Source organism: Enterobacter sp. (assembly GCF_977039595.1).
On sequence record NZ_CDRQYH010000084.1, the window covers coordinates 1 to 13,945 of the forward strand.

Consider the following 13,945-nt stretch of genomic DNA (forward strand, 5'->3'; position numbering starts at 1 on the left):
CTTTATTGTAGGTGGGCCAGTTGGTGATTTTGAACTTTTGCTTTGCCACGGAACGGTCTGCGTTGTCGGGAAGATACGTGATCTGATCCTTCAACTCAGCAAAAGTTCGATTTATTCAACAAAGCCCAAAAGAGGTTTAAACATTCAGCTAGTCACCGCAGTTCCGAAGCGCGCGTTAATTAGTGGCGATTTATCCCACCATCCTGGTGCGTAACACTATAGGACTGGTTCCGAATGCAACTGCTCATCGCGTTCTCTCAACAGCAGGACTTGGTGACGGCCAGACGTGGTATCAACCTATCGGTTTCGGGTCATGCGCGATATCACGATCGCCTTCCTCGGATATGTATGCCAGATAATCTCCACAGGGTCGGGCTTATGCAAAACGTCCACCCATAGAAACCTCCGGTCTAATGCCAGACTGAAATTATTGGGCAGGAAGAAAAAGAGGTGGATGATGGGGCCTAGAGGGCACATAAAACAGCACTCTTCTTAAGATAAACTTAGTCGACTGACGTTTCGACGACTATAACCAACTGTTATTTGGTGCGCTCCTGGAAGATCTTTGTCGATTATAAAAAATGTATGCTCATGTGATGGGGATGCAGGTTTAAGACCTGTCGATCTCCGCTGGCAGCCGCAGCGCTTTAATGCCACAATATTTTTTTCTTCGAATGCAGGAAAGATGATGAAAAAAATAGCAATTGCTGGCGCGCTGCTGGCACTGACCGGGTGCGTTCAGGTCGATAATTATAAAGACGTGATCAAGCACCCTGTCCCGGCGCACCTGGCGGGATACTGGCAGTCGAAAGGGCCGCAGAGCAACATGGTCAGTCCGAAGGCGATTGCCACGCTGGTGGTGACGGAGGAGGGCGATACGCTGGACTGCCGTCAGTGGCAGCGCGTGATTGCCGTGCCGGGTAAAATCATGCTGCGTTCAGACAGTTATTACAACGTGACGCGTAAGCTGGATATCTATCCGCTGGAGCGCGATGGCTCGACGCTTGAGTACGACGGGCTGGAGCTGCAGAAGGTCGATCGCCCAACGGTTGAGTGTGCCGATTACCTGAGCAAGAATCCGCTGGAGAGTAAACTGCCCTAAGTGTAAAAGCAAAACGGCAACCTCGTTGCCGTTTTTGGTTTTTACGCCCTCTCCCTGTGGGAGAGGGACGGGGTGAGGGCATCAGGCCGCACGTTTCCTGTTCTACAGCGCTTCCTCTATTACCCACACGCTCACGCTTCCGCCTTTGCATGTAAACGTCCCTTCGCCATCCGCCGCCGTGGTGATGGTTTCTTCGCGATTGCCGAGAAAATCCCGCCACGTTTTGTTGCCGTAGTTTTCCCCAAGACAAATCACTTTTTCACCGTCGTCCCCGTTCGACATCACCACCACGCAGCCGGGATCGTCTTCCGTACCGCTGCGGCTGAAGGCGATGCAGTTTGGATGGTCGAAAAACAGCGTTTGCACGCCGTGGGCAAAACGCTGGCGCGCAAGGATCAGCTCGTGAAGCTGCTCAATGACCGGCATATCAATATGGTACGTTTCACCGTCACCTCCCGCGTCGTCATAGCTGGCGCCGAAGAGATCCGGATAAAAGACGCTCGGCACGCCATTTTCCCGCAGCAGGATCAGCGCGTAAGCCAGTGGCTTAAACCAGGCTTCGACCGGCGCTTCCAGCGCCTGCAAAGGCTGGGTGTCATGGTTCGCGACGAGGGTGACCGCATGAAACGGATCGGCTTCTACCAGGGTACCGGTGAAGATTTGGCTCATGTCATAATCCCGACCCTGACGTGACGCCTCGTGGAATTTCATCTGCAGGGGGGCATCAAACAGCATGGTTTTGCCTTCGACCTGGTCAATATAGGCCTGAAGTTTATCCACCTCATGGGACCAGTACTCCGCCACGATAAACAGCGGCTGGTCGGCAACTTCCTGGACGTGCTCAATCCATTCTTTGTAGAACCAGGCGGGAATATGCTTGACGGCGTCCAGACGAAAACCGTCGCAGCCCGTCTGTTCCATGACCCAGCGGGCCCAGTATTTGATCTCCTCGGTCACGGCGTGATTGCGAAAGTCGATATTTTCGCCCATCAGATAATCGAAGTTACCCATCTCATCATCAACCTGATCGTTCCAGCCTTCGCCGGTGTAGTCGTTGACGATTTTAAAGATGCCGTCCTCATCGGGGTTTTCAATGTGGTCGACGCCGCTGAAGCATTTGTAGTCCCAGATAAACTGTGAATACTGCCCGGCGCGGGCAGGGAAGGTGTAGCGGGTCCAGGCTTCGCACTCGATGACCTCGTCATCAATTTGCGTGCGGTCCTGCTCGTTCACGCGCTGAACGCGCACGGGCTCTTTTTCATCGGCGCCCATTTTGTGGTTGACCACCACGTCCAGCAGCACGGCAATGTCGTTGCTCTTGAGGGCATCAATGGCTTCCAGCAGCTGTGCTTTGTCGCCATATTTCGTGGCGATACTGCCTTTCTGGTCAAACTCGCCAAGATCGAACAGGTCATAGGTGTCATAGCCGACAGAATACCCGCCGGATGCCCCTTTACAGGCGGGCGGCAGCCAGATCATGTTGATGCCGATTTCGTTAAGATTGGGAGCTAACGCCGTGACCTCTCGCCACAATTCACCGCCAGCAGGGTAGTACCAGTGAAAACATTGTAACAGGGTGGGGTTTTTCATCATCCTTGCTCCAGAAGCCAGTTGGCAGACTTCTGGAGTATGGATGAAGAAATCATAGTTGTGTGTCGCGGGTCAAACTTTCTGGATAAAGAATATTCCCGGACAGCTTTCCATAGGTAGACGTGATGGATTGCTGTTTACCGGTTTGATCAATCAGATTACGCAGTTCGTCCATCCGGACTTTCAGCAGAGCCTTTAGCGCATTCTCATTTTCAAGGATCATTTCCAGCAGCGCACGCGCTTGCGCAACCTGAGCCGGAGGGCATGACATGATGGGCGTTTGCGAAATTTTTTCCACCAGTTGAACGTAATGCATTTCCTGCTCGATAAGCGCATCCCATTGACCAGAATGTGCGAGATTGAGCATAGCAATGCTCTGAGCATGTAACGCCTGCCAGTGGCTAAGCGCTGCGCTGGGATTATTCATCAAAATTATCCTGAAATAGAGGACGCATTGGGGCCGATTTGCTTCCACGCATCCGCAATGTTGTTTAATAAACCCTCGACTTCAACAATTGCGTCTACGTCGTTACTGACATTCGCCAGCAACAAACGTCGAACCATATATTCGTACAAGGAGGCAAGATTACCGGACAACTCGCTCTCAACCTCCATGTTCAGTCCTGCTTTTAAACCGTTGTCGATGATGTTGATGGCTTTCGTTAACGCTTCGCCTTTCTCACGAATTTGTCCGGCTTCCATGAACAAACGCGCGCGAACAAGGGCGCTATGCGCCCCGTCGAATAACATGACAATCAGCTGGTGTGGACTGGCATTCATGACTGCGCTTTCGACTCCTATCTGCTGATAGGATTGAACACCAGAGGTCTTATACATATCCACTCCTGAAGGCTACGACTACTTTTGTGAGAACTGTTGGGTCAGGTAGTTGGCTGTATTGGTCATTTTGGTGACTAATACGTCCAGACTGGTGAACTGGGTTTTGTAACGCGCCATGGTGGCATCAATAGTGGCTTCCATAGCATCGTAACGCTCACCCAGCGTTTTTAGCGTTTTGTTGATCCCGTCTTTCGCGTTCTGGATCACCCCGGCGCTGCCGGTACTGGTGCTGAGCATGGTGGTCAGCGTGTTGTTCATCTGGGTGGCCATACCGGTTTTCTTTCCGTCACCGACAAAATACTGCTGTACGGCGTTCGGGTTATCGGTCAGCGCTTTTTTCAGCTTATCGGTATCGACTTTCAGGTTACCGACGGTACCGTCAGAACCTTTTACCGGGTCCTGGGTAATCCCCAGCTGGGCCATGATCTGTACCGAGCCGCTCTGCACTTCGGTCAGCAGACCGCGCAGCTGAGACTGGATCCCGCGCACGTTCGCATCACCAACAAGTGCCCCGTTGCTGGCTGACTGGCTGCCGGAGCCAGCATCAACCGGAACATATTTCGTCAGGCTGTTAATGGTGGACTGCAGCGAGTTATACGCCGTTACCCAGTCCGTGATCGCTTTCTGGTTAGCATCCGTTGCGCGAGTCACCTCTAATGTTTCATCTGCCTTGCTTTCTGCTTTCAGCGAGAAAGTCACGCCAGGCAGGGCATCGGTAATGGTATTCGACTGGCGCTCGATGGAGATGTTGTTCACTACCACAATCGCGTTCTGCGCGTCGGTGTTCACCGTCAGCGCGCCCGTTTTGGTGGCGGAATCGTAGCCAATTGCGCTTTGCAGCTTGGCGTCGCCGGTGACGCTTACCGTCATCGCACCATCCGTACCGGTGGTTTTTGATGACAGCATCAGGCGGTAATCACCCTCTTTCGCTTTAATGACGCTAGCGGTGACGTTGCCGTTCGCTTTATTAATGGCGCTCGCGATCCCGGCCAGAGACGTATCGCCATCCGCCAGGGTGACCTCTAAAGGCGTTTTCGTGCCCGGCTGGGTGATGGTGATTTTACGCGTTGTACCTGTCGTATCGCCCAGCAGATCCGTGTTGTTTGCATAGGAGCCGGTAGTCAGTGCCTGTGCCTTGGCAACCTGGTTGACGTTTACAACAAAGGAACCGACAGATGCGTCAGCCGTTGTCGTGGCGGTAAAGGCCGTGTTGGTACTGCTAACGGACGTTGAGTTCCAGGTGGTTGCCTTACCCAGCGCAGCGGTCGCAGTCTGCAGCGATGTCATGGCGCTCTGCAGCTTGCCGTAAGCGCTTAACTGCGCGTTATACGTTGATTGCTGGGAAGTAATCGTCGTCAGCTTGGTTCTTTCTGCTGCATCCAACTGATTATATAAATCCCCGAGTCCTGCAGAACCTATCCCGAGGTTACTGATAGTAGCCATGCATATTTTCCTTAAAATACGAAAGTAGTTCAGGACTCTTATCGGCCTCTCAACGTAAAAGTTTACGATGGTGAGAAAAAAATAATCCAAAGAATAGACGCGTCCTGGCGGGGTAAATGAAAGGATTGCACTTTAGGATCATTATCTGCGCTTTGAAAACACGAATAAGTATGTGCCTTTTTAGTCATCTCTTTGCGCGTTAAAAAAGCATAAATAATAACGCTCTGTTGGACCTTAATTGATTTTTTTAAAAATAAATCTGTTAATAATCAGCTGGTTGTAATTTTTTCAAAATTGATTCTAAAGTCTTTTGGGGACCCGTCGATAACCTTGTTGACGGTGAGAGACGCTGTGAGTGTTAGGCACCGGACCTAAAACCCAATTTTTGAAGGAAAGAAAATTATGGCAGTTATCAATACTAACCTGTTGTCCCTGACCACTCAGAACAACCTGAACAAATCTCAGTCTTCTCTGGGCACTGCTATCGAGCGTCTGTCTTCCGGTCTGCGTATTAACAGCGCGAAAGACGATGCTGCTGGCCAGGCGATTGCAAACCGCATGACCGCTCAGATCAAAGGTATGAACCAGGCAGCACGTAACGCCAACGACGGTATCTCCATGGCGCAGACTGCTGAAGGCTCTCTGAACGAAATCAACAACAACCTGCAGCGCGTTCGTGAACTGGCTGTTCAGGCAAGCAACGGCACCAACAGCACCTCTGACCTGGCTTCTCTGCAGGATGAAGTTACCGCTCGTCTGGCTGAAATCAACCGCGTTGCGGGCAAAACTGACTTCAACGGCATCAAACTGCTGGACGGCACTGCTGGTACTGCTGGCGTAGTTAAAATTCAGGTTGGCGTTAACGACGGCGACACCATCGATCTGGACCTGAGCGGTGCTAAAGCTGACACCACCACTCTGGGCGTGAACGCTATCGACCTGAAAACTATGACCGCTACCGACCTGGGCACCATCGACGCAGCTATCGCTAAAGTTGATAAAGCACGTTCTGGCCTGGGTGCTGTGCAGAACCGTTTCACTTCTGCAATCAACAACCTGAACAACACCTCTAACAACCTGTCTGCTGCTCAGTCCCGTATCCAGGACGCTGACTACGCAACTGAAGTTTCCAACATGTCCCGCGCGCAGATCCTGCAGCAGGCTGGTACTTCTGTTCTGTCTCAGGCAAACCAGGTTCCACAGACCGTTCTGTCTCTGCTGCGTTAATTTTACGCGTGAAACCCCGCTTCGGCGGGGTTTTTTTATCTCTGCTATTTGAGAATCCGCCTGTGAAACAAATCAGTGTCACTCAACCAAAGCTGGTCGCAGATTTTTCATGTGTCGGTGGGGAATGCCGTGAACATTGTTGTCAGGGCTGGACCATCGCGTTTGATAAATCCTCCGTTAATCGCTATCTGAACAGTAAAAATGCCGCTATTCGTCAGACGGCGAAAACGGCGATAAAAGTCACCAAAAAAAACTATGACCACTGGGGTGAAGTGATTTTCCATACGGAAAGTAAAAACTGCCCGTTTATGGATACGGAAAAACTCTGTTCTGTTCATGGCGCCATGGGCGTCCAGGCCTTAAGCCCAACCTGTTCGACATTTCCACGGACAAGCCGGGTCTATAAAAATGAAATCGAAAAATCGCTGAACCTGTCGTGTCCGGAAGTGACCCGACTTCTGTTGAACGATCGGGAGTCTATGTCGTTGATGGAATCTGTCATTGTTCAGCAGGACATCAATAATGCGCCGATGATTGATTTGAAGGCCAAGGTCATCAATCTCTTCTGCCAGAATATTTTCAGCGTTGAGGGCGTCAGCGTTGAAGAACAGGTTTACGCCGTAGTGAAATTCCTCATGGTGGCGGAAAAGCTCGATAATATCGCAGAGAATATCGGCACGCTCGAAACGGTCTATTTCTCACTGGTTAACGAACTGCTGAGCGGTAAAATCAAAACGGAATTAGGCGGCTTTAATCAGAACTATAGCCTGAAGTTCGCGTTAATTTCGCTCATCCAGAGCTACTTCACGAAGAAAGTAACAGCCCGCGGCGGTGCGGTATTAAACCGTTATTTTACCCAGCTTTATCAACAATTTGAGTCTGCGGGTGACACCGTGCCGGCAGAGAAGGTCATGGAAAACATCGAGTCCGTCTGGCGAGATGTGGCGGGCAGTTATCTGGCGACCAATGACCATTTATTCAAGAACTTTTTTAAATACAAACTGTGGGAGCAGGGCTTCCCGCAGAACAACGGCCGCAGCATGTTGAATAACCTTTATTTAATCGTTGCGGAGTTCTATTTCCTTAAAACGTTACTTGCCGGTCAGGCTCTCGTGGCGGGGAAAATTGAACAAGATAATATCATTGATGTTATTTACAGCTTCCACTCCCTTAGCCAGCATAATCAGGAAGCAGGAAAGCTCTTTCATCAACATATAGATAGCGTCAAACTGGGCGACGATCTTTCATTGTTACAACTGTTAATTTAGGCAGAAAAGTTGCCCCTGTTGTGGGCAACCTCAGAATAACCTCACTTTATCCCCCTTTTTCATCCAATTGAACGCCCTGCAGAATCGGATAATCATGCCGATAACTCAACTAACGCAGGGCTGTTTATCGTGAATTCACTCTATACCGCTGAAGGTGTAATGGATAAACACTCGCTGTGGCAGCGTTATGTCCCGCTGGTGCGTCACGAAGCATTGCGCCTCCAGGTGCGCTTGCCGGCGAGCGTGGAACTCGACGATCTGCTACAGGCGGGCGGTATCGGGTTATTGAATGCAGTTGACCGATACGACGCTCTGCAAGGAACGGCATTTACGACTTACGCAGTTCAGCGTATTCGTGGTGCGATGCTGGACGAGCTGCGCAGCCGCGACTGGGTGCCGCGCAGTGTTCGCCGCAACGCGCGCGAAGTGGCGCATGCGATGGGGCAGCTGGAACAGGAACTGGGACGTAACGCAACGGAAACCGAAGTGGCGGAACGTCTTGGCATTGCTGTTGAAGAGTATCGTCAGATGTTGCTCGATACCAATAATAGCCAACTCTTCTCTTATGACGAGTGGCGAGAAGAGCATGGCGATAGCATCGAGCTGGTGACGGACGAGCACCAGCAGGAGAACCCGTTACACCATTTAATGGAAGGGAATTTACGCCAGCGCGTCATGGAGGCTATTGAAGCTCTGCCTGAACGCGAACAGCTGGTATTGACCCTTTATTACCAGGAAGAGCTTAACCTCAAAGAGATTGGCGCTGTTCTGGAGGTGGGAGAGTCGCGGGTGAGCCAGCTGCACAGCCAGGCCATTAAACGCTTACGAACCAAGCTGGGTAAGTTATAGGTGATTGATTCACCTTAAAAATGCCGCACAACGTATTGACAACCAGGAGTTATCATGACGGTGCAGCAATCTAAAAGACGGCCTTTAAGCCGCTACCTGAAAGACTTTAAACACAGCCAGACGCATTGCGCCCACTGTAACAAGTTACTCGATCGTATCACGCTGGTTCGCCGGGGCGAAATCGTCAATAAGATTGCGATTTCGCGTCTCGACACGTTGATGGACGAAGCAGCATGGCTTGAAGAGCAAAAAGAGTGGGTGGCGCTTTGCCGTTTCTGTGGGGATCTCCACTGCAAAGAGCAAAGCGACTTCTTCGATATTATCGGCTTCAAGCAGTTCCTGTTTGAACAAACGGAGATGAGCCACGGCACCGTTCGCGAATATGTCGTTCGCCTGCGCCGCCTTGGGCAACATCTGACCGTAAACAATATTTCTCGCGATCTGCTGAAAACCGGTTATCTGGATGAAAATCTGGAGCCGTGGCTGCCTGCAACCAGCACCAACAACTACCGAATTGCGCTGCGCAAGTATGCGCAATACAAGGTACAAATGCCGGGTGCCATAAAGCAGAAAGCCCACGCCGGAACAACTTCTGATATATATTAAAAAAGAATAAGATGTAGCGCAGTCGCCTTTGACGTTGCAGGCGATTTCTCTACACTACGTAAAAATTCCACTATATCGGGGTATTTATGAAATTTGCACTTCTGGGTCGTCAGGCGCTGATGGGTGTTATGGCCGTTGCGCTGGTTGCGGGCATGAGCGTGAAAACGTTCGCCGCAGAAAACCTGCTGAATAAAGTAAAAGAGCGCGGTACGCTGCTGGTCGGGCTGGAAGGAACCTATCCTCCGTTCAGCTTCCAGGGCGATGACGGTAAGCTGACCGGTTTTGAAGTGGAGTTTGCTGAAGAGCTGGCGAAGCACCTCGGCGTGAAAGCGTCCCTGAAACCGACCAAGTGGGACGGTATGCTGGCGTCGCTGGATTCCAAACGTATTGATGTGGTGATCAATCAGGTGACCATTTCTGACGAGCGTAAGAAGAAATATGACTTCTCTACGCCGTACACCGTGTCCGGTATTCAGGCGCTGGTGAAGAAAGGCAACGAAGGCGGGATTAAAACTGCCGCGGACCTGAAAGGGAAGAAAGTCGGTGTCGGTCTGGGTACTAACTATGAAGAGTGGCTGCGCAAGAACGTGCAGGGCGTGGATATCCGCACCTATGATGACGACCCGACGAAATACCAGGATCTGCGCGTGGGCCGTATCGACGCCATTCTGGTTGACCGCCTGGCCGCGCTGGATCTGGTGAAGAAAACCAACAATACCCTGGCGGTAGCGGGTGATGCGTTCTCTCGTCAGGAATCAGGCGTTGCCGTTCGTAAAGGTAACGAAGACCTGGTCAAAGCGATTGATTCCGCGATTGCTGACATGCAAAAAGACGGCAGCCTGAAAGCGCTCTCCGAGAAGTGGTTCGGTGCAGACGTCACGAAATAAGTTTCTGCCGTAAAAAAAGGCGCTTTTAAAAGCGCCTTTTTTATTTCTTTCGCGTCTGCGTGCATAATGAAAAATATAACATTTTGTCAGAGTTACCGGAGAACCCATGTCACTACAGAATTTAACGCGCTTTCCCCGCCTGGAGTTCATCGGCGCGCCGACGCCGCTGGAGTACCTGCCGCGATTTTCTGATTATTTAGGGCGCGATATTTTTATTAAGCGTGATGACGTGACGCCGATGGCGATGGGGGGCAACAAGCTGCGCAAGCTGGAGTTTCTGGCTGCTGACGCCCTGCGCGAAGGCGCGGATACGCTCATTACTGCCGGGGCCATCCAGTCCAACCACGTTCGCCAGACGGCGGCCGTGGCGGCAAAGCTTGGGCTCCACTGCGTGGCGTTGCTGGAAAACCCGATTGGCACGCGGGCAGAAAACTATCTCACCAACGGTAACCGTCTGCTGCTGGATCTGTTTAATGTGCAGGTAGAAATGGTGGATGCGTTGACCGATCCGGCCGCCCAGCTCGACGAGCTGGCGACGCGTCTGGAAGCGCAGGGGTTCCGCCCCTACGTTATTCCTGTCGGCGGTTCGAACGCGCTGGGCGCGCTGGGGTATGTGGAAAGTGCGCTGGAAATTGCGCAGCAGTGCGAGGGCGCAGTGAGCCTCTCCTCCGTGGTTGTCGCGTCCGGAAGCGCGGGCACGCATGCCGGGCTGGCGGTGGGGCTCGAACAACTGCTGCCGGACGTCGAGCTTATCGGGGTGACGGTGTCCCGCAGCGTAGCGGATCAGAAGCCAAAAGTGGTTACGCTACAGCAGGCGGTCGCAGAGCAGCTGGAGCTGAAGGCCAAGGCCGATATTCTGCTCTGGGATGACTATTTTGCGCCGGGTTACGGTACGCCTAACGAAGAGGGCATGGAAGCGGTGAAGCTGCTGGCGCGCCTCGAGGGCATACTGCTCGATCCGGTCTATACCGGCAAAGCGATGGCCGGACTGATTGACGGCATTGCGCAGAAACGCTTTAAGGATGAAGGGCCGATTTTATTTGTCCATACCGGCGGGGCGCCTGCGCTGTTTGCCTACCATCCTCATGTCTAAAAATCAGGTCGAAAAATAATAATGCAAGAAAGTATTCAACTGGTTATTGATTCTCTGCCGTTTCTGCTGAAAGGTGCGGTATTTACGTTACAGCTCAGTATCGGCGGGATGTTCTTTGGGCTGGTTCTGGGATTTGTGCTGGCCTTAATGCGCATGTCGCCCATCCTGCCTGTGCGCTGGCTGGCGCGTTTTTATATCTCCGTGTTTCGCGGTACGCCGCTCATCGCCCAGCTCTTTATGATCTACTACGGCTTGCCGCAGTTTGGTATCGAGCTGGATCCGATTCCGGCAGCGATGATTGGTCTGTCTCTCAATACCGCGGCGTACACCTCTGAAACCCTGCGTGCGGCCATCTCCTCCATTGACAAAGGGCAGTGGGAAGCAGCGGCCAGTATCGGGATGACGCCATGGCAGACGCTGCGCCGGGCCATTCTGCCTCAGGCGGCGCGCGTGGCGCTACCGCCGCTCAGCAACAGCTTTATTAGCCTGGTGAAAGATACTTCCCTGGCAGCAACGATTCAGGTTCCGGAACTGTTCCGTCAGGCACAGCTTATTACTTCGCGCACGCTTGAAGTCTTTACCATGTATCTGGCCGCCTCGCTAATTTACTGGGTGATGGCGACGGTACTGTCTGCTCTGCAAAACTACTTCGAAAACCAGCTTAACCGCCAGGAGCGTGATCCAAAATGAGTGCTATCGACGTCAAAAACCTGGTGAAAAAATTCCACGGTCAAACGGTGCTCCACGGGATCGATCTGGAAGTAGAGCAGGGGGAAGTGGTGGCGATTATCGGACCGAGCGGTTCGGGAAAGACGACGCTGCTGCGCAGCATTAACCTGCTTGAACAGCCGGAAGGCGGCACCATCCGGGTAGGCGAGATAACGATTGATACCGGGAAATCCATCAGCCAGCAGAAAGGTTTAATTCGCCGCCTGCGCCAGCATGTCGGTTTCGTTTTCCAGAACTTTAATCTCTTCCCGCACCGTACGGTGCTGGAGAACATTATCGAAGGGCCGGTTATCGTTAAAGGTGAGCCAAAAGAGGAAGCGACGGCGCGCGCGCGCGAACTGCTCGCCAAAGTCGGGCTGGCGGGGAAAGAGACCAGCTATCCGCGCCGTCTGTCGGGCGGCCAACAGCAGCGCGTGGCGATAGCGCGCGCGCTGGCGATGCGTCCTGACGTGATCCTGTTTGATGAACCGACCTCTGCGCTCGATCCTGAACTGGTGGGTGAAGTGCTGAACACCATTCGCCAGCTGGCGCAGGAAAAAAGGACGATGGTGATCGTAACGCATGAAATGAGCTTTGCACGCGATGTTGCTGACAGAGCCATCTTCATGGATCAGGGACGGATTGTTGAGCAGGGGCCGGCGAAAAGTCTGTTCGCCAATCCTCAACAGCCGCGAACCCGTCAGTTCCTTGAAAAATTCCTTATGCAGTAGCATTTATGCACTAATTTGCTCCAGAAATTTAGGCTGGAGCAAATTATTCTCCCTACGGGCGCCGTCCTTTGATTTTTTATTCCGCCCAGCTCGGATAAACCTTATGAATACTAAAGTTAATTGGGCTATTGCCGATATTTTGCAGTTAGAAAAAAGTTTTATGTGTTAGTTTATATTCACCATAATAATGATTATCTTTTCAGAGGCTTCATTTAGTAAGTATGAAGGATTCAGACTTTTTCAACTGGCGACGGGACTGCTCACTCCGGTTTCAGCAATTGACGAGTACCGATGAGGTATATCAGGAGCTAGAGCGGCAAACTCAGGCGCTGGAATTCGATTATTACGCGCTCTGCGTGCGGCATCCCGTACCCTTTACGCGCCCTAAAATCTCTTTGCAGACTACTTATCCAAAGCCGTGGATGGCGCAATATCATTCCGCGAACTATTTCGCTATCGATCCGGTTTTAAAAGCGGAAAATTTCATCCAGGGTCATCTACCCTGGACAGACGCATTATTTGCCGAGGCGCAGGAATTATGGCATAGCGCCCAGGACCACGGTTTACGCGCGGGAATAACGCAGTGTCTGATGCTGCCTAACCACGCGCTCGGCTTCCTGTCAGTATCTCGTACGAGTCTTAAGGAAGGGCCATTTGCCCGTGAGGAAATAGAACTGCGGTTGCAAATGCTGGTGCAAATGGCTTTAACCTCTCTGACGCGTTTTGAAGATGAGATGGTCATGCCGCCAGAAATGAAATTCAGTAAACGCGAGCGCGAAATTCTGAAATGGACTGCGGAAGGGAAGACGTCAGCGGAAATAGCGATCATTCTCTCTATCTCAGAGAATACCGTTAACTTCCATCAGAAAAATATGCAGAAGAAATTCAATGCGCCTAACAAAACCCAGATTGCGTGTTACGCGGCGGCAACGGGGCTGATCTGACAGGATAATACGTTCTGCGTGACAGACGAGGGAACGGCTGAATGCACTGCATCCAGCCGTTTTTTGTTACTGGCGGTAGGCTTGTTTGATTTGCTTAACGGTGTTAGCAAATACCGCAGATTCAGCCTGGTCTTCCATCTCCGCGATTTGTTTTTCCATTTTAATGATCACACGACCGGCATCAGCCTGGCCCATCGCCTGCAGCATCAACGTTAGCAATGCTTTCAGGCAGTTTACTTCCTGTGCCAGTTCCTGGTTATTCTCCGCAGTGGCAAATTCAGGTGTGCTCATTTATTTTCCTCATTATTAAACGGCGCTAAAGCGCGACGACGAAAGTCAAGGCGGCGGAGTATACCACAAGCTGAAGCAAAAAATGCAGTGGTTGTTTTTTGTACTTTTACGTGGATGTTTAATTGCGTAAACAGAACGTACCGGTAAACTTAACCGCCGTTAAAGGCTATTAATTCTTTATGCCCGGTTCGCTTGCCGTTAATTATTGTTACAAAAATTTGAGATCTGTTTTTTTGCAGGAAAAGCCTGCAAGTTTTTTGTAACTTTTTGAATACAGATGCGGCTTTGTTGAATAAATCAGATTTCGGGTAAGTCTCCCCCGTAGCGGGTTGTGTTTTCAGGCAATACGCACGCTTTCAGGCATAC

At 51.5% G+C, this 13,945-nt stretch carries 15 protein-coding genes and 3 pseudogenes; 11 read left to right on the plus strand and 7 right to left on the minus strand.

All coding sequences use genetic code 11. The features are described 5' to 3' along the window. A pseudogene (locus ACWYRJ_RS18320) lies at positions 1-214 on the plus strand (hypothetical protein); the annotation flags it as partial. Here the strand turns inward: ACWYRJ_RS18320 and ACWYRJ_RS18325 are convergent. Beyond that, positions 148-355 (minus strand): annotated as a pseudogene (locus ACWYRJ_RS18325) (SOS response-associated peptidase); the annotation flags it as partial. The pseudogenes ACWYRJ_RS18320 and ACWYRJ_RS18325 sit on opposite strands and share 67 nt — an antisense overlap. 333 nt (positions 356-688) lie before the next feature. On the opposite strand from ACWYRJ_RS18325, the gene yedD reads away from it, so the two are divergent. Beyond that, on the plus strand, positions 689-1,102 hold the full coding sequence (gene yedD, locus ACWYRJ_RS18330; RefSeq protein ID WP_039263781.1) for a lipoprotein YedD: 414 nt from the start codon (positions 689-691) through the stop codon (positions 1,100-1,102). A 102-nt stretch (positions 1,103-1,204) separates the two neighbouring features. On the opposite strand, the gene amyA is transcribed toward yedD, so the two are convergent. Genes amyA through fliD form a run of 4 tightly spaced genes read right to left on the minus strand, consistent with a single transcriptional unit; the run spans position 1,205 to position 4,975 of the window. Beyond that, positions 1,205-2,692: an alpha-amylase gene (amyA, locus tag ACWYRJ_RS18335; RefSeq protein ID WP_111964881.1), complete on the minus strand. Its 1,488-nt coding sequence runs from the start codon at positions 2,690-2,692 to the stop codon at positions 1,205-1,207. Positions 2,693-2,744: 52 nt separating this feature from the next. Next, positions 2,745-3,119 (minus strand): flagella biosynthesis regulatory protein FliT, encoded by a 375-nt coding sequence (fliT, locus tag ACWYRJ_RS18340; RefSeq protein WP_455508392.1) that lies wholly within the window; start codon positions 3,117-3,119, stop codon positions 2,745-2,747. Positions 3,120-3,124: 5 nt separating this feature from the next. Next, entirely contained in the window at positions 3,125-3,529 is a 405-nt protein-coding gene (fliS, locus tag ACWYRJ_RS18345) for a flagellar export chaperone FliS (protein ID WP_033145898.1), read from the minus strand. A gap of 21 nt (positions 3,530-3,550) precedes the next feature. Beyond that, positions 3,551-4,975 (minus strand): flagellar filament capping protein FliD, encoded by a 1,425-nt coding sequence (fliD, locus tag ACWYRJ_RS18350; RefSeq protein WP_455508393.1) that lies wholly within the window; start codon positions 4,973-4,975, stop codon positions 3,551-3,553. Positions 4,976-5,377: 402 nt separating this feature from the next. Here fliD and ACWYRJ_RS18355 point away from each other — a divergent pair, with 402 nt between their 5' ends. The 9 genes from ACWYRJ_RS18355 to sdiA all read left to right on the plus strand — a co-directional run bounded on the left by ACWYRJ_RS18355 (position 5,378) and on the right by sdiA (position 13,288). Next, positions 5,378-6,202, plus strand: a complete 825-nt coding sequence (locus ACWYRJ_RS18355; protein ID WP_111964862.1) for a flagellin N-terminal helical domain-containing protein — start codon at positions 5,378-5,380, stop codon at positions 6,200-6,202. An 8-nt stretch (positions 6,203-6,210) separates the two neighbouring features. Further along, a complete protein-coding gene (gene fliB, locus ACWYRJ_RS18360) occupies positions 6,211-7,470 on the plus strand; it encodes a flagellin lysine-N-methylase (protein WP_455508394.1) in 1,260 nt (419 codons plus the stop codon). A gap of 129 nt (positions 7,471-7,599) precedes the next feature. Next, positions 7,600-8,319, plus strand: coding sequence for an RNA polymerase sigma factor FliA (locus ACWYRJ_RS18365; RefSeq protein ID WP_014170714.1), 720 nt, complete (start codon positions 7,600-7,602; stop codon positions 8,317-8,319). Between the two features lie 54 nt (positions 8,320-8,373). Further along, positions 8,374-8,925: a flagella biosynthesis regulatory protein FliZ gene (gene fliZ / locus ACWYRJ_RS18370; protein ID WP_008500339.1), complete on the plus strand. Its 552-nt coding sequence runs from the start codon at positions 8,374-8,376 to the stop codon at positions 8,923-8,925. Between the two features lie 86 nt (positions 8,926-9,011). Further along, a complete protein-coding gene (gene tcyJ / locus ACWYRJ_RS18375; RefSeq protein WP_111964860.1) occupies positions 9,012-9,812 on the plus strand; it encodes a cystine ABC transporter substrate-binding protein in 801 nt (266 codons plus the stop codon). A gap of 106 nt (positions 9,813-9,918) precedes the next feature. Continuing rightward, positions 9,919-10,905: a D-cysteine desulfhydrase gene (dcyD, locus tag ACWYRJ_RS18380; RefSeq protein ID WP_111964859.1), complete on the plus strand. Its 987-nt coding sequence runs from the start codon at positions 9,919-9,921 to the stop codon at positions 10,903-10,905. Positions 10,906-10,926: 21 nt separating this feature from the next. Beyond that, entirely contained in the window at positions 10,927-11,595 is a 669-nt protein-coding gene (tcyL, locus tag ACWYRJ_RS18385) for a cystine ABC transporter permease (protein WP_028013677.1), read from the plus strand. Then, on the plus strand, positions 11,592-12,344 hold the full coding sequence (gene tcyN / locus ACWYRJ_RS18390) for an L-cystine ABC transporter ATP-binding protein TcyN (protein WP_008500343.1): 753 nt from the start codon (positions 11,592-11,594) through the stop codon (positions 12,342-12,344). The genes tcyL and tcyN overlap by 4 nt, the downstream gene beginning before the upstream one ends. A gap of 221 nt (positions 12,345-12,565) precedes the next feature. After that, positions 12,566-13,288, plus strand: a complete 723-nt coding sequence (gene sdiA, locus ACWYRJ_RS18395) for a transcriptional regulator SdiA (RefSeq protein ID WP_127731506.1) — start codon at positions 12,566-12,568, stop codon at positions 13,286-13,288. Between the two features lie 66 nt (positions 13,289-13,354). Here the strand turns inward: sdiA and ACWYRJ_RS18400 are convergent, their stop codons facing one another. Beyond that, the gene (locus tag ACWYRJ_RS18400; protein WP_008500345.1) at positions 13,355-13,579 is read right to left on the minus strand and encodes a DUF2594 family protein; all 225 of its coding nucleotides are present in this window, start codon (positions 13,577-13,579) and stop codon (positions 13,355-13,357) included. A gap of 25 nt (positions 13,580-13,604) precedes the next feature. Continuing rightward, positions 13,605-13,673: pseudogene (locus ACWYRJ_RS18405) on the minus strand (hypothetical protein); the annotation flags it as partial. Positions 13,674-13,945 lie beyond the last annotated feature (272 nt).